We start from the raw sequence: 21,452 nt of genomic DNA, 5'->3' as shown, positions 1-21,452 counted from the left end.
CGAAATACACGAAACAAGCTGTGGCACATTGAAGACCTAGAAGAGTATGAGAAGAAAGAGGATTGAGCCTCTTTCTTTTATTTTATTGTCCGAAACGCCAGTTGAATGGAAAGCCTGTCGGCTCGATGATGGTTTCTAGTTGTTGATACCAAACGTCGTAAGCATGACGCATTTCATCCAGGTACTGATATTGGTTGTAGATAGCATCCAACCCTTTTTTGCTGTGGCCAATCATCAACTCGGCAACTTCTTGCGTCGTGATGGCTAACATTCGCGTTCGCATCGTTCTGCGAAGATCATGCATAGACCAGTGTTCCATCTCAATACCAAGCGACCTGCGAGCCCAGATTTTCACATTGTTAGGAATAGTGGTATCAAAGCCATTTGTGGCAAGCTATTCTTGTCCGTTCGCGAAAAACAAGTAAGTTCAGGGCTTGGCAGGCGCATTTGATGTGAATCCTGTTCCGACGATTCAGAACATGGCAGCATGTTAGTAGCAAAATGCACTTTGTTATGATTCCTGGTGACTCAATGAAGACATTGGTTACGGTTTTTGCAGTAAAGTGAGCTAATGTAGTATTCGCACTTTATGAATATTACTTATGTGCCATTAGCGGCCACTCAATCTTGACACCAAGTGATCAAAAACCAATCGAATACGTTGTGGTACTGGACCACGTTGAGGGCGATAAATATATAACTCCCAAGGCACAGGCTCGACTTCTTCTAACACTCTCACAAGTTTCTCTTGGCGTAATAAGTCTTGGACCAAAAAGTCAGGAATTTGAGCAAACCCCAGTCCATTTTGTATAGCCATTAATTCAGCTTCGGTGTCGGCACTTCGAAAACGTGTTATGGATGGGGTCCACTGTCTGTCCATGGAAAAAATCCATGGCCAAAGCTTTCCCGTATTGCGATCTACTAACCCTGTAGCCGGCAAGTGGTTTAGATCTTCAATAGACGCAGGCTTTCCCACTCTATTTATTAACTCAGGCGAAGCCACGACATACATATTAATTTTGGTGAGCTGGCGGGCAATAAATCGACTATCTCTCATGAAGCCGATACGAATCCCAATATCTATTTTTTCGTCAACTACATCAACGCGTTCGTCACTGAGTGTCAGGTCTATATCCAGTTGAGGATGTATTGTTGAGAGTTCCAGTAATACTGGCATTAAGCATTTATGACCAAAACCAACAGGCGCTGCGATACGAACCCGCCCTTGTAATTCATTACCCGAGTTAGGGGCGCTTGTTTGAAACAATTCATCTACAGCGCGCAGGCGTTCTTTTGCTATCACAGCAAATTTTTCTCCAACTAGGGTCACTTGTATGTGTCGAGTATTTCGATGAAATAAAAGCTCCCCTTGCAATCGCTCTAACTCCTTCACTGCTCGTGTCACTGCCTGAGGAGAAATTCCCAGACGGTTAGCCGCTTCTTTAAAGCTGCTAGACTCAGCAGCAGTACAAAATATCCGGAGCATTTCTAATCTGTTAAGCATCACAGTCACATTCAGTTTAGATATGAATACATTAATACTATTCCATTTTTAGGAATTGTGAAATTAAAACTTTTCCATTTATTAATTTCTGAAGGTAAGTGATAATTTGTTTGTTATTTAGACAGAGTCATTCATTCAACCGATTTGAGGATATTAACTATGAGCAGTGTTTTAGCAAACAACATCAGCAGTAAAGTCGTTGTTATCACCGGTGGTAGCAGCGGTTTAGGCGAAACAACAGCAAGATATCTGGCCAGTCTTGGTGCGTCAGTAGTGTTAGGTGCCCGCCGTATCGACAAGCTTGAAGCTATTGCTGCTGACATTCGCTCAGCAGGCGGAAAAGTTGCGGTTCAAGCGACAGATGTGACTTGCCAGGACGAAGTCAAGGCCCTTGTAAATCTTGCACAAGAGCGCTTCGGTAAAGTTGATGTGGTTATCAATAATGCAGGGTTAATGGCTATTGCACCGTTAGCTGAGACTCGAGTTGACGAATGGGATCGCATGATTGACATCAACGTTAAAGGTCTGCTGTATGGAGTAGCCGCAGCGCTTCCGATCTTTCAGGCTCAGGGAACAGGCCACTTTATCAATATTTCTTCCGTAGCGGGTATCAAAGTATTCAGTCCCGGCGGCACGGTTTATAGCGGAACGAAATTCGCTGTTCGCGCTATTGCCGAAGGCTTACGCCATGAAGTTGGGGGTAAAATTCGTTCAACAATTATTTCACCAGGTGCAATCGAATCTGATTTAAAACATGGAAGTTCAGATACTCAGGGTGCAGCCTTTGTAAAAGATTTTTATCAGCAAAATGAAATTCCATCTGAATCTGTTGCTCGTGCTATCGCATACGCAATTGAGCAGCCTGCGGATGTGGATATCAACGAGATTGTTCTGCGCCCAACTGTTCAAGAGTTTTAATTCGTTTAATAAAAGACCTATTAACCAGCGGGTGATTTAACCACCCGCTGAATATTCAGTTTGTGAGGTTATTGATGACAGCGTTAAACAGACAAATGCGTGCTTTGATATTAGATAGCTACGAAGAGGGTACAGTATTCCGGGATGCCCTGATTAACTTACCCTCTCCATCAGCAGGTCAGGTGCAAGTAAAAATATTTGCAAGTGGCGTCAATCCTATTGATTACAAGATCCGCCAAGGTATTGCTCCTTATGCCATGCCGGAATTACCCGCAGTACTTGGCACCGATTTAGCTGGAGAAATTGTTGCTATCGGCGACGGCGTCACCGACTTTGCAGTAGGCGATGCAGTTTATGGTCTGACTGGCGGAGTGCGAGGATTGCAAGGCTCATTGGCTGAATATGCCAACGTAGATGCTGAGTTACTTGCTCTCAAACCGAAAAATTTATCCATGCGTGAAGCTGCGGCTTTACCTCTGGTTACACTTACCGCTTGGGAAGGTTTGGTCGACAAGGCGAATGTTAAAGCGGGCCAGAAAGTCCTTATCCAAGGTGGAGCTGGCGGAGTTGGGCATGTAGCTGTGCAAATTGCTAAGGCCTTAGGTGCCGACGTTTATGCCACTGCATCGACTGGAAAACAAGAACTGGTCAAGGCGCTTGGTGCCACGCCGATTGATTATCACACTGTAAGCCCTGCTGACTACGTGGACGCATACACCCAAGGCAAAGGATTCGATATCATTTACGACACTGTCGGTGGCTCTGTACTCGATGCCTCATTAGGTATCATTGCACATTATGGACATATTTTAAGTTGTGCTGCATTCAGCTCACATAACCTGGCACCGTCGTCATTACGCTCTGCAACATTGTCAGCGATTTTTGTGTTACACCCACAGCTCAGCGGAGAGGGGCGCAAACATCATGGTGACATTCTGCGGCAAATTACGGCTCTAGTTGAAGCTGGACAAATTAAGCCAATACTCGATCCGTTACGCTTCTCCCTTGACACGGCAATGGATGCACATAATGCTGTAGAGTTGGGGTCCATGGGTAAAGTAGTTATTGATGTAATTGCTTAAAAAGTCATTGTTGTAATTACTTAAAAAGTCATTGTTGTAATTACTTAAAAAGTCATTGTTGAGGATGCATATGAGCCCAAGAAAACTAATTCGAACTGTTCGTTTCCATGAACTAGGTGGCCCCGAGGTATTAACTATTGACTCGCTGGCGAGTCCAAGTTTGCAGGCTACTGATGTACGCATTGCGGTCAAAGTTGTTGGGCTCAATCGTGCTGATGCCATGTTTAGGCGAGGCAGCTATATAGAAAAGGCTGACTTCCCTTCGCGAATCGGCTATGAAGCATCCGGGATAGTCATTGAAGTCGGGGAAGAGGTAAATCATTTACGCCTTGGGGACGAGGTTTGTATTGTCCCTCAGATGGGGCTTTCTCAGAACGGCTGCTACGCAGAAGAGATTGTCGTACCAAGTGAATATGTGGCACTCAAACCAGCAGGGCTAACCTTTGCTGAAGGTGCTGCAGCTTGGATGCAGTACCTGACAGCTTATGGCGCTTTGGTCGAAATTGCTAACGTGCAAAAAGGCGATGCAGTACTGATAACCGCCGCATCGAGCAGTGTTGGATTGGCTGCGATTCAAATTGTGAATGCTCTAGGGGGTATCCCTATCGCTACAACTCAAACAGGAGCTAAAAAGGCTGCTGTGCTCAAGGCTGGCGCGGCCCATGTGATTGCAACCCAAGAAGAACCGCTGCTGGATAGCTTGATAAGCATCTTGGGAGAAAACAATTTAAAAATCGCATTTGATGCTGTCGGTGGGCCGCAGATAGCTGAAATTGCTGAAGCAATGAGCCCTGAAGGAACAATAATAGTACACGGAGCATTAAGTCCCGAAACAACTCCTTTTCCCTTAAAAATAGCACTTCGTAAAAGTCTGACAGTTAGGGGATATGTGTTTACTGAAGTTATAAAAGACATCGAGCGTTTTCGCAGAGCAAAGCAATTTATCCACTCGGGTTTATCCAAGGGAACACTCAAGCCTGTCATTGATCGAAGCTTTAAATTTGAAGAGATAGTAGCAGCGCATCATTATCTGGAGTCAAATCAGCAGATTGGTAAAATAGTGGTCGAACTTGATTAACAGTTCGTAGCTTCCGCTGGTCTCTCGACTCAGTCAGTGCCTGATAATAATTAGCGTGGGCTTTGTTGTGGAAATCGAATGAACTAAATCAGAATCTTACGATCAGATTAGGGACATTCATTTTGATTGCACGTGTTACGGAGATGTATGCCCATTATTACGCGACAGTGGCTGATTTTGGTCGGGAATTTGCATGTTCAGTGGCGAGTAGCATGGCGGAATTTATTGGAAGGCTAGATAACCCATGTAATGAGATTTGGACGATCAAACGGGACGATAAAATTCCAGCTTCTGCTGCCATTGATGGTGAAGAACTTGGGCATAATCGAGCACATTTACGATGGTTCATTGTGGACGACTCTTTAAGAGGTTTCGGACTAGGTAAACAGCTTCTCAATTCTGCATTAGCTTTTGCCGATGCTCAGGGTTTCGTCCAAATCAACTTATGGACTTTTTCAGGGCTTAATGCAGCTCGATATCTTTACGAAAGTCAGGGCTTTGCATTGGTGGAAGAGAAACTAGGCTCACAATAGGGTATAGAAGTTTTGGAGTAACGCTTCACCAGGTGCTTATAAACGTGAATAAATATTTAAGGAGTCTCAATGACAGCTACAAAAGAAGAAGTTATCGCTTTCATGAAATCGGAGTTTCCACAAAGCAAATGCGTTGTGGAAGCAGTGAGCAACGGTGGAGCGACTGTATCTCATCATGTAGGTCAGGATGAATTACGTCCTGGCGGAACGGTTTCGGGGCCTGTTTTAATGAGTGTGGCTGATGTGGCACTTTATGTGGCGATACTTGGTAAAATTGGCATCGTGCCATTGGCAGTAACAACTAGCCTTAACATCAACTTCTTACGTAAGCCATCGGCAAATGAGCGAATCATTGCGGAATGTTCTCTGATAAAAGTCGGCCGTACTCTCGTGGTTGGGGAGGTTTCTCTGTACTCTGAGGGGGTGAGTGATTTAGTAGCACATGTTGTGGGTACATACTCTATACCGCCCTATACATCGGAACGAAGTGAGAATATTAAAACAATTAACTCTCTGAAAGCTTGACTCCGTTTAAAAGGTTATTGTTGAGGATGCATAAGAGCCCAAGAAAACTAATTCGAACTGTTCGTTTCCATGAATTAGGTGGTCCCGAGGTATTAACTATTGACTCGCTGGCGAGTCCAAGTTTGCAGGCCACTGATGTACGTATTGCGGTCAAAGTTGTTGGGCTCAATCGTGCTGATGCCATGTTTAGGCGAGGCCAGTATAAAAAAGGCCGACTTCCCTTTGCGAATCGGCTATGAAGCATCCGGGGTAGCCATTGAAGTCGGGGAAGAGGTAAATCATTTACGCCTTGGGGAAGAGGTTTGTATTGTCCCTCAGATGGGGCTTTCTCAGAATGGCTGCTACGCAGAAGAGATTGTCGTACCAAGTGAATATGTAGCACTCAAACCAGCAGGGCTAACCTTTGCTGAAGGCGCAGCAGCTTGGATGCAGTACCTGACAGTTTATGGCGCTTTTGGGGAAGCATGAGTGCTATCGGTCATTGTGCCGATATATTTTTTTACATCGAGCGGTTTCATAATCTAAGAATACGACGTAGAGTAGCGAATAAAGACAGGTAGTTTACAAACGTTTTAAACTGTCCGTAGAAACGGGGTAGAACCCTCGCCATAACAATAAGACAAAGGAGGTGTGTATGGTAATTAACGATCTTCTCTGGCGGCGACCGCGCCATCACATGGATGTCGATGAAACCCACGACCACGTGCACTGGGTGGAACTTTTCTTCGATCTGGTCCATGTAGTGACAATTTTCATTCTGGGGAATTACCTGTCCCATCATCTGGGGTGGCAAGGATTCTGGGTGTTTACGGGACTGTTCCTGGCGATTTTCTATGCCTGGGCAGACAGTTCGGTCTATAACTCGCTGTATATCTCCACGGACATGCCGCATCGCGTGGTGATGGCACTTAAGATTGTCACGATGATGACCATCGCGGCGGCAATTCCCGACGTGGGCGGTGAAGGCTGGACGTATTTCGCGCTGGGCTATGCGTTGAATCGGGCGCTGACGGCCTATCTTTACTGGCGGGCGCGCTGTACCGACAACGCGGGCAATACGCTGGCGCAGGAACAGGGGCGGAATTTTTTCGTGTTGGCCGGGGTGTTCGCACTGTCGGCTTTTTTGCCCACACCGGTCGCCTATTGGGTCTTTGCCGCCGGCGTGGCAGCAATCCAGCTGCAGTACATGCTGCCGCGCGTGGGCACGCTCCGCTTCGAACGCTTTGTGCCTCAACTCGGACACATCTCGGAGCGCTTCGGCCTTCTGATGTTGATTTTGCTGGGTGAAGGCTTCTTTAAGCTGGTGGTCACGCTGGCCGACAAGGGCGTCTACAAAGTCAGCGCGGGTACGCTGTTCAATGTGACCATGGGCGGCTTGTCCCTCTTCGCGCTGGCCTGGACTTATTTCGACTGCGCCGGCAATGCAAAACCGAAGAGCCGCACCAGTGCCGTGCTGCTGAGATACTGGTTTGCTCACATCGTGATTTTGTGGAGTGCGGTGACGATTGGCGTTGCGCTGGCCGGAGAAGTCTACGTCGGCCTGTGGGAGCCTTATCCGCCCGGCTACGCCGCGCTTGGCTCGGTCGGCCTTGCGGTTTTTTTAGCTTCGCTATGGGCGCTGCGTCGAACTGTGGCTGATGCCATCGACACTTACCATAGCGCCGGTCTGAGGCTGTTCGGCATTGTCATGGCGCTGGTTGTGCTAGCCGTTCATCCCCTCGTACCGTCGATTGTCAGCAACGCCCTTTGGGCCCTGGCGTTGTTCTCGCAGATTGGTGTGCCGATTTTTCTGGCGGTAAGAGATGCGCGCCGGTCTGATAAAATGCTGTGATGGAACATGGCTACGCCCATGCAATTTGACAGATAGCCGTCAGGGATTTGATGCGCTCTTCTTATGCTCATTAAGCCGTAGAACCACATTCTTTTCGGAAGCATTCATCAAGCCGGCCTTTTTGTTTTCGTGATCAGTGATTGTCCGTCGGCGCAGTCCACGCCGGCGCTTCGTCCTCAGTTCGCCGTGCGTCCTCCCGCATGGCGTGCCCCTTCTAAAATAGCAGAGCCAATAATGTTCCCCTTTTATGGTAAAAATGTAACTATGACCATAAGAAGTAAATCATGGGTAAAGGTATCCGATATTCGGACGAGTTTAAACAAGAAGTAGTGAATCAAGTCGCAGTGCATGGCTACAGTGTGAATGATGTTGCTGAACGTCTAGGTATAAGCACTAAAACGCTGTATGGATGGCTTAAAAAATTTCAAAGCCAACAAAAGCGCGTGAAGAAGAACAAGACTTACGAGCTGAAAATGCCCGGCTGAAACGTGTTGAACAAGAAAGGAACCTGTTAAAGGAAGCCGCGGTGTTCTTTGTCGGTGAGTCAAAGAACGGTACCGGTTCATAAAATCTTGTAGTTCACGTTATCCCGTGAGAGTTTTGTGCCGAACGTTAGACGTTCACCCCAGCGGTTATTATGATTGGCTGAAATCGCCAGTCAGCAAGCGAGAGCGTGAAGACCAAAAACTCGCGCAAAAAATTAAGCAGTTTTGGATAGAAAGCGGTGGCTTTCATGGTTACCGCAATATCTACATGGACTTTCGTGACTCCAACCAATATTGTGGCCGTGATCGGATCTTACGCTTAATGCAAAAAGAAGGCATTCGTGCGCAGCGGGATTATAACACGCCCCGAGGCTACTACGGAGGTAAGACCGATATTATTGCCGATAACGCGTTAAATCGCGCATTTAACGTCGAGCACCCTAATCAATGGTGGGTGACCGACATCACTTACATTAAAACACATGAAGGCTTTCTTTTTTTAGCCGTCGTCATGGATTTATTCGCACGTCATATCGTTGGTTGGTCGATGAGCGAACGAATGCCCGAAGACTTGGCTATGCAAGCCATTGCAGCCGCTTATTGGTGACGAAAACCGCAGCAACAAGTCAGTTTGCACTCCGACCAGGGCTCTCAATATTCCAGTCGGCAGTTCAGAAAATTACTCGATGTATACAATATTAAAGCCAGTATGAGTCGACGTGGTAACTGTCATGATAATGCGGTTGCTGAGAGCTTCTTCAGCAATTTAAAGAAGGAAAAAATACGCCGTCGTATTTATCCAAACCGGGCTGAAGCCAAACAGGCAGTATTTCATTATATTGAGATGGTTTACAATCCAACTCGGCGTCATACGAAAAATGACAGAGTATCGCCAAACAACTTTGAGCGTGAATATTTTAAAAAGGTAGAAGGTGTCTAGAAAAATCAGGCATTACCAGCTAAGCTTACAAGAGAACATCGCATATCGTGATGTCGTTTTAACAACAGGAGACATTCCATGGTCAAAGTAGCCTTGTTCGTTCGCCTTGAAGCGAAACCCGGAAAAGAGAAAGAGGTTGAGAGCTTCCTTATGAGTGGCCTTCCCATCGTCAATGAGGAGCCTGCCACCACTGCGTGGTTTGGCATTCGCCTTGGACCAAGCACTTTCGGAATCTTTGATGCTTTCCCGGATGAAGCGGGTCGCCAGGCCCATCTCTCCGGCAAGGTCGCAGCCGCGTTGATGGCAAAGGCAGGTGAGTTGTTCTCCGAGCCCCCGTCCATCGAAAGCGTTGATGTACTTGCGGCAAAGCTACCTGGCTAGCAAGCCTAACAATTCGTTCAAGCCGACGCCGGTTCGCGGCGCGGTTTAACTCAGGCGTTAGCGATACAAAAAGGAGAACTCATGAACACAAAACAAGTGTTCGGCTTAATCATACTTTTTATCGGAGTTTTTACACCGATTGTTAGTGTAGCTACCCCGTATAATAATACAGCTCACTCGTAGAATTTCTTTTAAACTAAAACAAAGGAGTTTTACGATGAGCAAACGCATGACAGAAAGCCAGATTGTGGCGATTTTAAAAGAGGCCAAAGCCGGTATGCCGGTGAAAGATATCTGCCGTAAGTACGGTATCGGTAATTCAACGTTTTATAAATGACGCGAAAAATACGGCGGCATGGAGGCGTCGTATGTGCGCCGCTTAAAAGAGCTTGAGGAAGAAAACCGTCGGCTTAAGCAGATGTATGCTGAGTTGAGTCTCAAGTCACAGATGCAAGAAGACATCATAAAAAAAGCTCTAGCATCTGTGGCAGAACGAAAAGTCTGGGCACGCGAGTTGCGGGTGCAGTATAAGGCGAGCGTTGTAATAGAGCTGTGATGTGGTTGGTATCAGTCGCACTGCTTACTGTTACGAGCCGAAATTGAACGATGATGACGAAATCATTGATGCCTTGAATGCTTTAATCGAAAGGCACCATCGGTGGGGCTTCCCGAAGTGCTTCAAACGCCTTCGTAAGCTATAGGCAACCGCTGGAACCACAAACGAGTTTATCGCGTTTATACTAAGTTAAAACTGAACCTGCGACGCAAAGGTAAAAAGCGACTACCCAATCGCATTCCAGAGCTGCTCCAAATGCACTGGAGTAAGTCCTGGTCAATGGACTTTATGAGCGACAGCTTGCACAACAAAGTCAGGTTCCGCACATTTAACGTTATTGACGACTTTAATCGCGAAGTTTTAGGTATCGATATTGCGACCAGCATGTCGTCGCTGCGCGTCATACGCTATCTTGACCAACTTGCTGAGTGACACGCTTACCCTGAGAAAATTCGAGTTGATAATGGCAGCGAATTCACCTCGGAAGTGTTTGTGAATTGGGCAAAAGCACATGACATTATGATTGATTACATCAAGCCCGGCTGCCCATATCAGAACGCATACATTGAACGGTTCAACCTAACTTATCGTGACGATGTACTCGACGGCTACATCTTCAACAACCTGAATGAAGTGAAGCAAATAGCCGAAGATTGGATTGAGTTATGCATCAACGACCGCACGATTCACTCAATGATATGACGCCGTTTGAGTACCGAAATGCGGCATAAATATTCTACGAGATGACTGTGTTCTAAATGGGGTATTTACATTACCTGTCCTTGCGTAGCTTGTTCGATGGGTAAAACGAATTCAGCGGGAACACGCCCTGATTTATTTAACCAAAACCAGACGTTTTGCTGTTTTGAGTTGATGGCTCGTGCTAATGCTGATTGCCCGCCGAACAAGTCAATGGCACGGCGGAGATGTTTTTGTGTCGTGTTGAACACTTCCATACCGTCACCTGTTACAATAATAACTGTTACAAGATTGAGTGTTACAGTTTAAACTGTAGGTTGGTCAACAGTTAAAATTGTTGAAAGGCTACAGTTTTATTTGTAGAATACGGGCTTATGAAAACTTTATCCGAACGACTAAACCATGCCTTGCAGCTTACTGGGGTGACTCAGTCTGAGTTGGCTCGTCGCATTGGTATCAAACAGCAGTCGATCAGCCAGATTTGCTCTGGTAAATCGGCTAGGTCTCGTTACACCATGCAGATCGCGGAGGCGCTTCGCGTGAATGCTCATTGGCTCGCCACAGGTGATGGCGAGATTGGCTTGGGGGTCGGTAATGTAGAAGTTGGGCCTGACATTAAGGGAAGAATTCCTCTCATTAACTGGGTTCAGGCCGGTGATTGGACTGAAATAGCGGAGGGATTTGCCCATGAAGATGCTGAAGAGTGGCGTGAAGTCACTGGAAAAGCACATGAGGGTTGTTTCGCACTTCGCGTAAAAGGCGACAGTATGGAAAATCCAAGCGGGAAAAAATCCATACCTGAGGGGGCAGTGATCGTTGTTGATCCTGAGTTACCTTGCACTTCAGGTTCATTGGTTGTTGCGCGTTTGGATGATTCGAAAGAAGCAACCTTTAAGCAGTTGGTCATTGACGGTGAACAGAAGTACCTAAAACCTTTGAACCCCCAATACCCTGCAATACCGATCAACGGCAACTGCACCATCATTGGTGTAGTACGACAAGCTATCATCGATTTTTGGTAGCGAAGGAATTTGTGGTTTAGCCACAGTTGTTCATGAGCTGAAGAAGCAACGATTGCAAACAGCTACAACTGAGCATTGGCACACGCTGAGAGTAAATGGTAACCGATTAGATAACCATTGATTGTTTATAAAGTCAAGATCAGCGAAAATAGCGGCCAATTACGATTAACACGACGGATTTGACAAGCGAAGAACTGAAAGAGAGTACTTCCAAAAGTGTGTACAAATCCGTGTACAAACTAAAAGAATTTATACATGGCAAACCAAGATTTTATTAATGAAATCAATAAGCGAAGGACCTTTGCTATCATCTCTCACCCTGATGCTGGTAAAACAACGATTACCGAAAAAGTATTGTTATTCGGACAAGCTATTCAAAGAGCTGGTACTGTAAAAGGTCGCGGCTCTAACCAGCATGCTAAATCTGACTGGATGGAAATGGAAAAAGAGCGTGGTATATCAGTTACTACGTCTGTAATGCAATTTCCATATAACAACGCACTTGTTAATTTACTTGATACGCCAGGACACGAAGATTTCTCTGAAGATACGTACCGTACATTAACAGCAGTAGATTCGTGCTTAATGGTTATTGATGCGGCTAAAGGTGTAGAAGACCGTACCCGTAAGCTAATGGAAGTTACACGCCTGCGTACCACACCTATTGTTACATTTATGAACAAATGTGACCGTGATATTCGCGACCCAATGGAAGTGCTGGACGAAGTTGAAACAGAGCTAAATATTGCCTGTGCACCCATTACTTGGCCAATTGGTTGTGGTAAAGAGTTCAAAGGTGTTTATCACATTCATAATGATGAAGCTGTTTTATATAAAACGGGCCAAGGTCATAAAATTCAAGATGTTCGCACAATTAAAGGCCTTGATAATCCAGAGTTAGATATAGCCATTGGTGAAGACTTAGCTGCGCAGTTACGTGATGAGCTTGAGCTTGTTATTGGTGCATCAAACGAATTTGATTTAGATCTGTTTTTAGCCGGTGAGCTTTCGCCAGTTTATTACGGTACCGCACTTGGTAACTTTGGTGTTGATCACGTGTTAGATGGTTTAACTAAGTGGGCGCCAACGCCATTACCACGTGAAACCGAAGACAGACTAATTGTTGCAACTGAAGAAAACTTTACCGGGTTTGTATTTAAAATTCAGGCCAACATGGACCCTAAACACCGTGACCGTATTGCATTTATGCGTATTGTATCGGGTAAGTACAGCCAAGGCATGAAAATGAATCACGTGCGAATTGGCAAGCAAGTGAGCATTTCTGATGCGGTAACCTTTATGGCGGGCGATCGTGAACGTGCCGCAGATGCATTCGCGGGCGACATTATTGGCTTGCATAACCACGGTACAATTCAAATTGGTGATACGTTCACGCAAGGCGAAAAACTTAAATTTAGTGGTATTCCTAACTTCGCCCCTGAACTATTTCGTCGTATTCGCCTTCGCGATCCGCTTAAGCAAAAGCAATTATTAAAAGGCTTAGTACAGCTTTCTGAAGAAGGGGCTGTACAGGTATTTAGACCACTTATTAATAACGACTTAATAGTAGGCGCGGTAGGCGTACTTCAGTTTGATGTGGTTGTAGCACGTTTAAAAGCAGAATATAACGTTGATGCTATTTATGAAGGCGTAAACGTGAATACGGCACGCTGGGTAAGCAGTGATGACGTTAAAAAGTTTGAAGAATTTAAACGTAAATGCGAAAGCAATTTAGCACTCGATGGCGGTGATAACTTAACTTACATTGCGCCGAGCCGTGTAAACCTTAACTTATCGGTAGAGCGTTACCCAGAAGTAACGTTTAGCCATACACGCGAAAACTAGAGCTCATTTACAAGAATTAAAAGAAAACCTGCTTTGGCGGGTTTATAAAGGTAAAAAAATATGAATATTCGTACTATTTTAATTGAAAAAGCCATTGCAGCTATGGTCGGTGCAGGCTTACCTGAAGATACAAACCCGGCAGTAACGCAAAGCACGCGTCCACAATTTGGTGATTACCAAATTAATGCAGCCATGGGCGCAGCTAAAAAAATGAAAAGCAACCCGCGTGAGCTTGCACAAAAAATTATTGATAACCTTGATGTAAGCGATATTGCACAAAAGACTGAAATTGCGGGTCCAGGTTTTATTAATATTCATTTAAAGCCTGAGTTTTTAGCGCAAAGCGTGAAAGCGGCTAACAATGATGCAAAACTAGCTGTAAACGAGCACGCTAAGCCACAAAAAGTAGTTGTTGATTATTCATCACCAAACCTAGCTAAAGAAATGCACGTAGGTCATTTACGTTCAACTATTATTGGTGACTCAATTGTACGTGCGCTTGAATTTAGAGGCGATACGGTTGTGCGCCAAAATCATATGGGTGATTGGGGTACGCAATTTGGTATGTTAATCGCGCATTTAGAAGATCAAATTAGTCAAGGCGTTGACTTAGATACTGTTGCGCTTGCTGATTTAGAAACTTTTTACCGCGATGCTAAAAAACGCTTTGACGACGAAGAAGGCTTTGCAGATAAAGCACGTGACTACGTTGTTAAATTACAAGGCGGCGATGCGCACTGTGAAAAACTTTGGAAACTATTTATAGCCACCTCAGTTAAACACTCTGAAGAAGTATACAAGCGTTTAAATGTAACGCTTACCCAAGCCGATATTATGGCTGAAAGCGCATACAATGCAGAGCTTAACGATATTATTAGCCTACTTAAAGATAAAAACATTGCCGTAGAGTCGCAAGGCGCGCAAGTGGTGTTTTTAGATGAGCTAGCTAATAAAGATGGCGAGCCATCAGCGTTTATCGTACAAAAATCTGGCGGTGGTTTTTTATATGCAACAACAGATTTAGCTGCATGTGACTACCGTTCAAATAAATTAGGTGCTGATCGCATCTTAATTTTTGTAGATGCACGTCAAAATCTACACTTTAACCAAGTAGAGCTAACAGCGCGTAAAGCTGGTTTATTAAGAGACGAAACAAGTTACGAGTTTTGCCCGTTTGGCACCATGATGGGCGCCGATAATAAACCATTTAAAACACGTACTGGCGGCACAGTAAAACTTGCTGACTTATTAGAAGAGTCAATTAACCGCGCAGCAGCAAAATTAGCTGAACGTGAGTCTGATTTAAGTGATAGCGATCGCAGCGAAATTGCCCGTAAAGTAGGTATTGGCGCAGTTAAATATGCCGACCTTTCTAAGCACCGTACCAGTGATTACATTTTTAACTGGGACAGCATGCTAAGTTTTGAAGGCGCAACAGCTCCTTACTTACAATATGCTTATACACGTGTACGCAGTATTTTCCGTAAGTCAGGCGTTGATGCTGCTACATTAAATTCAGACGTTGCAATTGTTGAGCCTCAAGAAAAAGCACTTGCACTTAAGCTACTACAGCTCGAAGAAGTACTTGATTTAATGATCAGCGAAGCAACACCGCACGTACTATGTGGTTACTTATACGAGCTTGCAAGCTTATACATGACATTTTACGAAGCCTGCCCAGTACTTAAAGAAGGCGTAGAGCCAAGCGTGCGCGATAGCCGTTTAGTGCTGTGTAATCTGGTTTCTAAAACACTAGAAACGGGATTGGATCTGCTAGGTATTGAAGTTATGGAGCAAATGTAATCACCTTCTGCTGCGTGTAGTTCGCTTTGACTGCGTTGTCGTGCTTTTTTAGCCTAAGTCACATACTAAATGTATGCTCCTTGGCATAAAAAAGCACTCCGTCTTGTCAGCACTTCTACACTTGCAGATGTAATGTTTTACATTGTAGGTTGGGTTGAGTGAAACGAAACCCAACGATACACCTGAGGCTCTGTGTTTATTGCTATCGAATACACTCGAGACTCGGTGTTATTGCTATCACATATACCTGAATCTTAATATTTGTTACTACTCAATATCTATTGTTTTAAGCTCGCTACTCTAAGCTCTTTTCTAAGTCTTTATTTAAAGGATTTGTTATGAAACTCGAAGATATCCGCCGTGAATACCTGCAAGACGCGTTAAGCGAAGATAACTTGCAAGATGACCCATTCAAGCAGTTTGAAACATGGCTTGAGCATGCTGTAGCAAGCCAATTACCCGACCCAACAGCGATGGTTGTAGCAACTGTTGATGAAACCGGTCAGCCTTCACAGCGTATAGTGCTTTTAAAACATTTAGATGATAACGGGTTTGTGTTTTTTACTAATACCGGCTCGCGTAAAGCGCAAGAGCTTAAAGGTAATAATAAAATTTCCTTGCACTTTCCGTGGCATCACATGGAACGCCAAGTTATTGTATATGGCGAGGCTAAACCATTACCAACTTCTGCTGTGGCAAAGTACTTTTTATCTCGTCCTAAAGAAAGCCAATTAGCAGCGTGGGCATCAGCGCAAAGTCGTCCGGTGTCATCACGTAAAGTACTAATGGAAACCTTTGCTAATATGAAAAACAAGTTTGCTAAAGGTGAAATTCCACTCCCTGATTTTTGGGGCGGTTATTGTGTAGTGCCCACTAAAATTGAGTTTTGGCAAGGTGGGGCGCATCGTTTACATGACCGTTTTATGTATCAGCGCCAAGCAGATAACAGCTGGCAAATTACACGCTTAAACCCTTAATAAATAGATGAGTAAGTAACCGTGCAATTTGTTGACTCTCATTGCCACCTCGATTTTAGTGAGTTTGATTCAAGTCGTGAATCGCTCATAACCGAGTGTGTAGCAAAGGGAGTTAATCAGTTTGTTGTACCGGGTATTACGCTTGCTCAATCGCATACTCTTATAGAGCTCAAAGCAACCTATCCAAGTATAAAAATAGCGGCAGGGCTACATCCTTACTTCTTAGATCAACATAAAGAATCGCACATAGAAGCGTTATTCGAGTTTGCAACTACAAATAAGCATCAGTTAGTGGCCATTGGTGAGTGTGGGCTTGATAGAAGCATTGAAAACCTCTCTAAACAAACTTATTTATTTGAACAGCAAATAAAGCTTTCTAACGAGCTAAGCTTACCGCTCATTGTACATCACAGGCAAAGCCATGATTTAATTGCGCAAGCGTTTAAACGTTGTAAGCCAAAAAATGGGGGAGTGATTCATGCATTTTCAGGTTCAATCCAACAAGCGAAGTATTATATCAAACAGGGCTTTAAGCTTGGCGTAGGCGGTGTTATTACCTATCAACGTGCAGCTAAAACCCGTGCTGTTATTGCCGCTATTGAGCCCGAGCACTTAGTGCTTGAAACAGATTCACCTTCAATGCCGTTAAGTGGCTACCAAGGGGAGGTTAACACGCCATTGCATATACCTGATGTGTTTGACGCACTATGTGATTTAAAGCCACACAGCGAAAAAGAGACGCTTGCAAAGCAACTTTATGATTCTTGTTCAGATGTTTTTTGCATATAACGATTTACCTGCCAGCGTTTTAATCCACGGCCTAACTGCCACGTAAAAATACAAGCAATCACTAGCATTAGTAAAACCTGCCTGCCTAAGTCATGAAAATGATTATGGCTGTCGGATATTGCAGCGCGAGTTAAATAAGTAATAGATACAAAACCTATAGGGCGGTCATCATCGCTTATAACAGGTTCCATAAAAGGTGTTTTTAACTTACTTATTCCGGGGGTAGAATCAGAAAGTTGACCATAAACATGATGCGACTGCCAATTGTCGCTACTGGCTAATAAAATACCCTGTTGATCGTAAATAGTGGCCGAAAGCACGAACTCATCTTTACTTATATCGTTACAAATTGCATTGAGCTGGGGTTTATTTTTTTCGATTAAAGGTGTTTTAACATTTAAAGCCATAAACTGAGTGAGGCTTTTTGCGGTGCTGTCGGCGCTATCGTAAAGTAACTGGTGACTCTGAAAACTACTATTAACACCCACCCAGCTTAGTAATACAAAACAGCCAGCCGCAAGAATTAAGCGAACGAGTCTCTTTCTTTGGGATGCGCTTATAGGGTTTTTAAGATGGTTATTTTTCATAGTCACCGTATATACTACTGACAGCATTTTGATTTGATGTTACAAATGCTATACCCAAGTTGTTTGGGTATACTATAACCTTAAACCCCACCTGATGGCGAATTTAGCGCAAGTAATATATTTAACATTTTGTAAGTAGCTATCAGGATAACAAAAAAATTCACGGAGAATCCATGTCGCAAACGAACATGGCACAGCCTGGTGCTGAGCAACCATTAACGCAGTTAGTATTAAATAAATGGTTTAGCTATCAGGATGAGGTGTTTTTACCGTTAAAAAACCTACCTAATAAACACCAAGGTTTATTTAGTATTGCCTTTGCTGGCAATTTTAGTATTACCCATATTAAAGCCATAATAGATTTTTTTGCGAAGCATAATCAAACCGTTACAGGGCTTTGCCAGTATCAGCCCGACTTAAGTTTACCAGCGGCACTGTGTTTTTATATTAAGCAAGCAGAGCTGCCGATTAACCCGCTAGTATTACAACAATTTTCCAGCACACTTGATTTTCAGCTAGTGCAAATAGCTTGCCCACCCAACTTGTATGAGCCAGGTTTATTGGTAATGGATATGGATTCAACCGCTATTACTATTGAGTGCATAGATGAAATTGCACGCTTAGCTAACGTATACGATGAGGTTGCTTCGGTAACAGCACTGGCAATGGCTGGTAAGCTTGATTTTAGTGAAAGCCTAAATCAGCGCGTCGCTAAACTTACCGGAATTGAAAAAAGCTTAATAGATGAGTTAAAAAATAATTTACCTTTAATGCCGGGTATTAAAATGCTTTGCCAAATACTTAAACAGCATCAGTGGCACTTAGCCATTGCGTCGGGTGGTTTCGTACCCTTTGCAGAGCAAGTACAAGCGTTAATCAATTTAGATGAAGTACACGCTAATGTGCTTGAATTTAAAGATAATAAGCTCACAGGTAAAGTATTAGGCACAATTGTAGATGCACAGCAAAAAGCCGTTATTTTAGAGTCATTACAGCAACAGCTGGGATTAATAAAGTCGCAAACAGTGGCGATTGGCGATGGGGCTAACGATTTAAAAATGATGGCAACAGCAGGGCTAGGTGTAGCAGTACATGGTAAAGCAAAAGTGGTTGAGCAAGCCCAAGCAGCTATTTGCCAAGGCTCGTTATTACAATTACTGTATATGCTAGCTATACCATTAAATAGTGTGGCTACTGTTTAACGCAGGCGGTTTAGCCAAAGCAGTTTGCGGCGACCCATTTGGTCAACTTGTTGCTGTTCAAGTTTTAAATGGCTTAAGGCTTCTTCGGTGATATCGACAATATCACCGACACCCGCTACAGACCACAATGCCTCTTCTAATTCCCTTGCTTTATGCAGCGCATATTGACTCACATATTTTAGTTCGTTAGATAAATAATCGGTATCTGGGCGTCCAGTACGTGATATGTACAAGCGCATAACAAAAATAAGATTCGACTTTAAGCCTTTGCTTATTTGTTCCTGAAAATCATTATAATCCTCACCTGCTATGCAATAACTGTTAGTAGACTCTGAAATACTGCCCTTACGGGGATCAAAATTAATCACAAGTGTAAAGGCGCTTGGCGGATCTTGGCGGCTAAGATCTTTTATCTGTGGGGTGATCACATTAACGATTTGCTCATCAGTAATAATGCTCGATAAATCGGTTTTATTACCCAACAAACCAAAGTTTTGTAAAAGCACATGTAGTGGGCTAGGGTATAAGCCAAAGCCAATTGCACCTGCTTTAAAGTGCGCTCCTTCTTTATGTAAATAAAGTGGGAACTGGCAAACGCTTTTAGTTACCATATTTCTAAGTGCTGTAGAGAGCCCTGGCACTTTAGGCGCTTCTTCTGACACTTTTAGTTTATCTTTATTACTGTTAATTAACTGCGTAAAAAACAGCACTCCAGCATGGGGTAAGTCGGCAACTCGGCTGGCTTTTAAATTAATAATAGTGAACGACTTATTTACAGCCATCACTTCGTACTTTAGCTCACTAAGCTGATATGTTTTGGTTATTTTTTGTAAGTCAGGAAACGAGAGTAAAACAATGTCGCCTTTTTTTAAGCTTACTGGTTGTTTGCATTCAAGCTGCAAGCCCATTACCGAAAAGTCGCGAGTAAGGCCATGTACTACCTCATCGTTTACGCTAATCGACACATTCGTTTTATATAAGTAGCGCTTATCAGAGCGAAGATTTACATACTCTAAAGGTACAATATCTAAATAAGGAGCAGACTTACTTTTGCTATGGCCAAAACTCTTCAATTGATTAATCAAAGCTTTATCGTAATTTAATTGCTGATAGTGTTGCTGTTCAGTTTTATTACCAATAGCAGTTAGTACCACCATATATTTTACATTTTTCACTAACCCTTCTACCCGAGGAGAAGGCGGCTTATTGAGCTTTTCAATATTTTTACTTACAGTGTTTGGTAACGATAAAGGAATAAATGAGTCATCTGGATGGCTTGGCATAATTTGTATTTTAAAGCACTGCCAAGTGTCTTTTTGACTGCCAAAACCTAAAAATAAGTTTTTTAGCTGAGGGTTTTGTTCAAGCTCATTACGTGTTGCAGAATAATAATAAATTTTGCCCGCTGAAATATGAGTAAAAGTATATAAATAATCTTCTTTAACTGGAGCCTGTTTTAAAAGTAATGCATTAATGCGTTGCTCATTAAGCACACTGTATAAACAAGGGTTTTGGCGTTCATCGGTAAAGTAACGTTGAATAAAAATGTTGTTTTCGGTGGTTAGACTTAAGCTAGGATAAAGTACATTGTCTTTTTTACTTAAAAACACATATAAAGAGGTGACGCGTGGAATATAGTATTGCTCGTAACCCTTAGAAACCACAGCATCGAGCGTATTATCAAGGTTTACTTTATAGCGACGTTTATTACCGTGGATAAAGCTTTCTAAAAAATTATCAAACGCTTCATTATTTTCAATAAAGGTGCGTTTTAAACGAATATGATTAAACTCTTTAGAAATATTTTCTACGGCGACAACCTCATACTGAATGCCATTTTTTAAACCTAGCTCAAAGTCTTGCTCTAAACCTACCAAACGCAAGGCGATTAAATGTCCTTTTTTTAGTACATAACGAGTGGCTAGCTTTATTTTACAACCACTGAGGGATATATCGGAAGTGCTAGCAGCAATACTTTTTTTGTCGTTGTATTCAACCGTTACTTTAATTGAATAGTTCATTCGCTCTTCAGAGCGGCTTTCATAAGAGGCAAACTTTATAACATTTGTATTAAGGGAGTCATCAATGGCTTGCTCTGCAATTTTTTCTGTGGTTTTGCGTTGTAACACCCGATGATTATTTTCGGTGTTCATCACTGCCTCATAAACGGCAAGGGTATAACCACCGTGTTGTTTTAGCGCAGCTTCAAATACTTCAATCGCTGTTTCATCCATGAAATGTTGTTTGCCATTGTGATCATAAGGCTTTACCTGCCCAGTCACTAAACCACGTAAGTCAATAAAGCGCGCTATCGGCTGAGATAAGCGTGTCATTTCCATTTTCATTAAAAACTGTTCAGGCTTTGTAAGCCCAGCTATTTTAGACTTAAAAATTAAATCAAATTTAGGGTTGCCTAAATAATGTTTTAATTCAGATATAAGATCTTCGTGCTTGAGCAGTATGTCTTCAGCCATTTATAAAACCATCACCGTCTAATTAAAAAAGTAGGTATACTATTAAATCCATTTATTAGAAAACTCAATAAATGTCGTATCGTGTTATTGTTGTTAATATAGGTACGATTATTCGAGTAACTACAGTTTAGCGCTTGTTATTATGTGTTAAATACCAATTTATTGGCAAGTTACTTTAAACTATTATTCAAGCAATAAGTATGCCCTAAAGTATAGTAAAA

Annotated in this window: 18 protein-coding genes and 3 pseudogenes; 16 read left to right on the top strand and 5 right to left on the bottom strand. The window is 43.3% G+C overall.

What is annotated here, in order from left to right:
- Positions 1-82 precede the first annotated feature (82 nt).
- Together ABX891_RS14370 and ABX891_RS14365 are read right to left on the bottom strand one after the other, a co-directional pair.
- Positions 83-427 (bottom strand): annotated as a pseudogene (locus ABX891_RS14370) (site-specific integrase); the annotation flags it as partial.
- Positions 428-610: 183 nt separating this feature from the next.
- Positions 611-1,504, bottom strand: a complete 894-nt coding sequence (locus ABX891_RS14365; protein ID WP_197098108.1) for a LysR family transcriptional regulator — start codon at positions 1,502-1,504, stop codon at positions 611-613.
- Between the two features lie 159 nt (positions 1,505-1,663).
- Here ABX891_RS14365 and ABX891_RS14360 point away from each other — a divergent pair, with 159 nt between their 5' ends.
- From ABX891_RS14360 to ABX891_RS14315, 10 genes and pseudogenes are all read left to right on the top strand, one after another.
- Entirely contained in the window at positions 1,664-2,422 is a 759-nt protein-coding gene (locus tag ABX891_RS14360) for an SDR family oxidoreductase (protein WP_165744967.1), read from the top strand.
- 74 nt (positions 2,423-2,496) lie between these two features.
- A complete protein-coding gene (locus tag ABX891_RS14355; RefSeq protein WP_024606412.1) occupies positions 2,497-3,504 on the top strand; it encodes a zinc-dependent alcohol dehydrogenase family protein in 1,008 nt (335 codons plus the stop codon).
- Positions 3,505-3,574: 70 nt separating this feature from the next.
- Positions 3,575-4,582: a zinc-dependent alcohol dehydrogenase family protein gene (locus ABX891_RS14350; RefSeq protein WP_197098102.1), complete on the top strand. Its 1,008-nt coding sequence runs from the start codon at positions 3,575-3,577 to the stop codon at positions 4,580-4,582.
- Between the two features lie 122 nt (positions 4,583-4,704).
- On the top strand, positions 4,705-5,115 hold the full coding sequence (locus ABX891_RS14345; RefSeq protein WP_354629772.1) for a GNAT family N-acetyltransferase: 411 nt from the start codon (positions 4,705-4,707) through the stop codon (positions 5,113-5,115).
- 69 nt (positions 5,116-5,184) lie between these two features.
- Complete coding sequence (locus ABX891_RS14340; RefSeq protein ID WP_024606408.1) at positions 5,185-5,640, top strand: PaaI family thioesterase; 456 nt, start codon at positions 5,185-5,187, stop codon at positions 5,638-5,640.
- 135 nt (positions 5,641-5,775) lie between these two features.
- Positions 5,776-6,108 carry an alcohol dehydrogenase catalytic domain-containing protein gene (locus ABX891_RS14335; RefSeq protein ID WP_502936055.1) on the top strand — a complete coding sequence of 111 codons (333 nt, stop codon included), beginning with the start codon at positions 5,776-5,778 and terminating at the stop codon, positions 6,106-6,108.
- Positions 6,109-6,274: 166 nt separating this feature from the next.
- Positions 6,275-7,471 carry a low temperature requirement protein A gene (locus ABX891_RS14330; RefSeq protein WP_165744823.1) on the top strand — a complete coding sequence of 399 codons (1,197 nt, stop codon included), beginning with the start codon at positions 6,275-6,277 and terminating at the stop codon, positions 7,469-7,471.
- A gap of 284 nt (positions 7,472-7,755) precedes the next feature.
- Positions 7,756-8,896: pseudogene (locus ABX891_RS14325) on the top strand (IS3 family transposase).
- A 78-nt stretch (positions 8,897-8,974) separates the two neighbouring features.
- The gene (locus ABX891_RS14320) at positions 8,975-9,277 is read left to right on the top strand and encodes a putative quinol monooxygenase (RefSeq protein WP_024603810.1); all 303 of its coding nucleotides are present in this window, start codon (positions 8,975-8,977) and stop codon (positions 9,275-9,277) included.
- Between the two features lie 217 nt (positions 9,278-9,494).
- A pseudogene (locus ABX891_RS14315) lies at positions 9,495-10,564 on the top strand (IS3 family transposase).
- 36 nt (positions 10,565-10,600) lie between these two features.
- Here ABX891_RS14315 and ABX891_RS14310 read toward each other — a convergent pair.
- Positions 10,601-10,789, bottom strand: a complete 189-nt coding sequence (locus ABX891_RS14310; RefSeq protein ID WP_024603823.1) for a transcriptional regulator — start codon at positions 10,787-10,789, stop codon at positions 10,601-10,603.
- A 117-nt stretch (positions 10,790-10,906) separates the two neighbouring features.
- Here ABX891_RS14310 and ABX891_RS14305 point away from each other — a divergent pair, with 117 nt between their 5' ends.
- From ABX891_RS14305 to ABX891_RS14285, 5 genes are all read left to right on the top strand, one after another.
- Positions 10,907-11,554 (top strand): LexA family protein, encoded by a 648-nt coding sequence (locus tag ABX891_RS14305; protein ID WP_024603822.1) that lies wholly within the window; start codon positions 10,907-10,909, stop codon positions 11,552-11,554.
- Positions 11,555-11,809: 255 nt separating this feature from the next.
- Entirely contained in the window at positions 11,810-13,399 is a 1,590-nt protein-coding gene (gene prfC, locus ABX891_RS14300) for a peptide chain release factor 3 (protein WP_354629771.1), read from the top strand.
- A 60-nt stretch (positions 13,400-13,459) separates the two neighbouring features.
- Complete coding sequence (gene argS / locus ABX891_RS14295; protein ID WP_024596080.1) at positions 13,460-15,202, top strand: arginine--tRNA ligase; 1,743 nt, start codon at positions 13,460-13,462, stop codon at positions 15,200-15,202.
- Positions 15,203-15,540: 338 nt separating this feature from the next.
- Complete coding sequence (gene pdxH, locus ABX891_RS14290) at positions 15,541-16,179, top strand: pyridoxamine 5'-phosphate oxidase (RefSeq protein ID WP_002958774.1); 639 nt, start codon at positions 15,541-15,543, stop codon at positions 16,177-16,179.
- A gap of 21 nt (positions 16,180-16,200) precedes the next feature.
- Positions 16,201-16,968 (top strand): TatD family hydrolase, encoded by a 768-nt coding sequence (locus ABX891_RS14285; RefSeq protein ID WP_354629770.1) that lies wholly within the window; start codon positions 16,201-16,203, stop codon positions 16,966-16,968.
- Here ABX891_RS14285 and ABX891_RS14280 read toward each other — a convergent pair.
- Positions 16,935-17,555, bottom strand: coding sequence for an AhpA/YtjB family protein (locus tag ABX891_RS14280; protein WP_354629769.1), 621 nt, complete (start codon positions 17,553-17,555; stop codon positions 16,935-16,937). The two genes, ABX891_RS14285 and ABX891_RS14280, sit on opposite strands and share 34 nt — an antisense overlap.
- Positions 17,556-17,728: 173 nt before the next feature.
- Between ABX891_RS14280 and serB the strand changes: the two genes are divergently transcribed.
- Positions 17,729-18,757: a phosphoserine phosphatase SerB gene (gene serB / locus ABX891_RS14275; RefSeq protein WP_182677720.1), complete on the top strand. Its 1,029-nt coding sequence runs from the start codon at positions 17,729-17,731 to the stop codon at positions 18,755-18,757.
- Here serB and ABX891_RS14270 read toward each other — a convergent pair.
- A complete protein-coding gene (locus ABX891_RS14270) occupies positions 18,754-21,231 on the bottom strand; it encodes a PilZ domain-containing protein (protein ID WP_354629768.1) in 2,478 nt (825 codons plus the stop codon). The genes serB and ABX891_RS14270 overlap by 4 nt on opposite strands.
- Between the last annotated feature and the right edge of the window lie 221 nt (positions 21,232-21,452).

The organism is Pseudoalteromonas sp. NCIMB 1079, from assembly GCF_040567695.1.
Classification (GTDB): Bacteria; Pseudomonadota; Gammaproteobacteria; order Enterobacterales; family Alteromonadaceae; genus Pseudoalteromonas; species Pseudoalteromonas distincta.
Note: the sequence above shows the minus strand (reverse complement) of the source record. Positions and strands in the feature narration are given on the sequence as shown.

Bases quoted from the DNA above. Each gene is read 5' to 3' on its own strand.
- ABX891_RS14365 (WP_197098108.1), bottom strand. From the start codon at position 1,504: ATGCTTAACAGATTAGAAATGCTCCGGATATTTTGTACTGCTGCTGAG.
- ABX891_RS14360 (WP_165744967.1), top strand. From the start codon at position 1,664: ATGAGCAGTGTTTTAGCAAACAACATCAGCAGTAAAGTCGTTGTTATC.
- ABX891_RS14355 (WP_024606412.1), top strand. From the start codon at position 2,497: ATGACAGCGTTAAACAGACAAATGCGTGCTTTGATATTAGATAGCTAC.
- ABX891_RS14350 (WP_197098102.1), top strand. From the start codon at position 3,575: ATGAGCCCAAGAAAACTAATTCGAACTGTTCGTTTCCATGAACTAGGT.
- ABX891_RS14340 (WP_024606408.1), top strand. From the start codon at position 5,185: ATGACAGCTACAAAAGAAGAAGTTATCGCTTTCATGAAATCGGAGTTT.
- ABX891_RS14335 (WP_502936055.1), top strand. From the start codon at position 5,776: ATGTACGTATTGCGGTCAAAGTTGTTGGGCTCAATCGTGCTGATGCCA.
- ABX891_RS14330 (WP_165744823.1), top strand. From the start codon at position 6,275: ATGGTAATTAACGATCTTCTCTGGCGGCGACCGCGCCATCACATGGAT.
- ABX891_RS14320 (WP_024603810.1), top strand. From the start codon at position 8,975: ATGGTCAAAGTAGCCTTGTTCGTTCGCCTTGAAGCGAAACCCGGAAAA.
- ABX891_RS14310 (WP_024603823.1), bottom strand. From the start codon at position 10,789: ATGGAAGTGTTCAACACGACACAAAAACATCTCCGCCGTGCCATTGAC.
- ABX891_RS14305 (WP_024603822.1), top strand. From the start codon at position 10,907: ATGAAAACTTTATCCGAACGACTAAACCATGCCTTGCAGCTTACTGGG.
- prfC (WP_354629771.1), top strand. From the start codon at position 11,810: ATGGCAAACCAAGATTTTATTAATGAAATCAATAAGCGAAGGACCTTT.
- argS (WP_024596080.1), top strand. From the start codon at position 13,460: ATGAATATTCGTACTATTTTAATTGAAAAAGCCATTGCAGCTATGGTC.
- pdxH (WP_002958774.1), top strand. From the start codon at position 15,541: ATGAAACTCGAAGATATCCGCCGTGAATACCTGCAAGACGCGTTAAGC.
- ABX891_RS14280 (WP_354629769.1), bottom strand. From the start codon at position 17,555: ATGAAAAATAACCATCTTAAAAACCCTATAAGCGCATCCCAAAGAAAG.
- serB (WP_182677720.1), top strand. From the start codon at position 17,729: ATGTCGCAAACGAACATGGCACAGCCTGGTGCTGAGCAACCATTAACG.
- ABX891_RS14270 (WP_354629768.1), bottom strand. From the start codon at position 21,231: ATGGCTGAAGACATACTGCTCAAGCACGAAGATCTTATATCTGAATTA.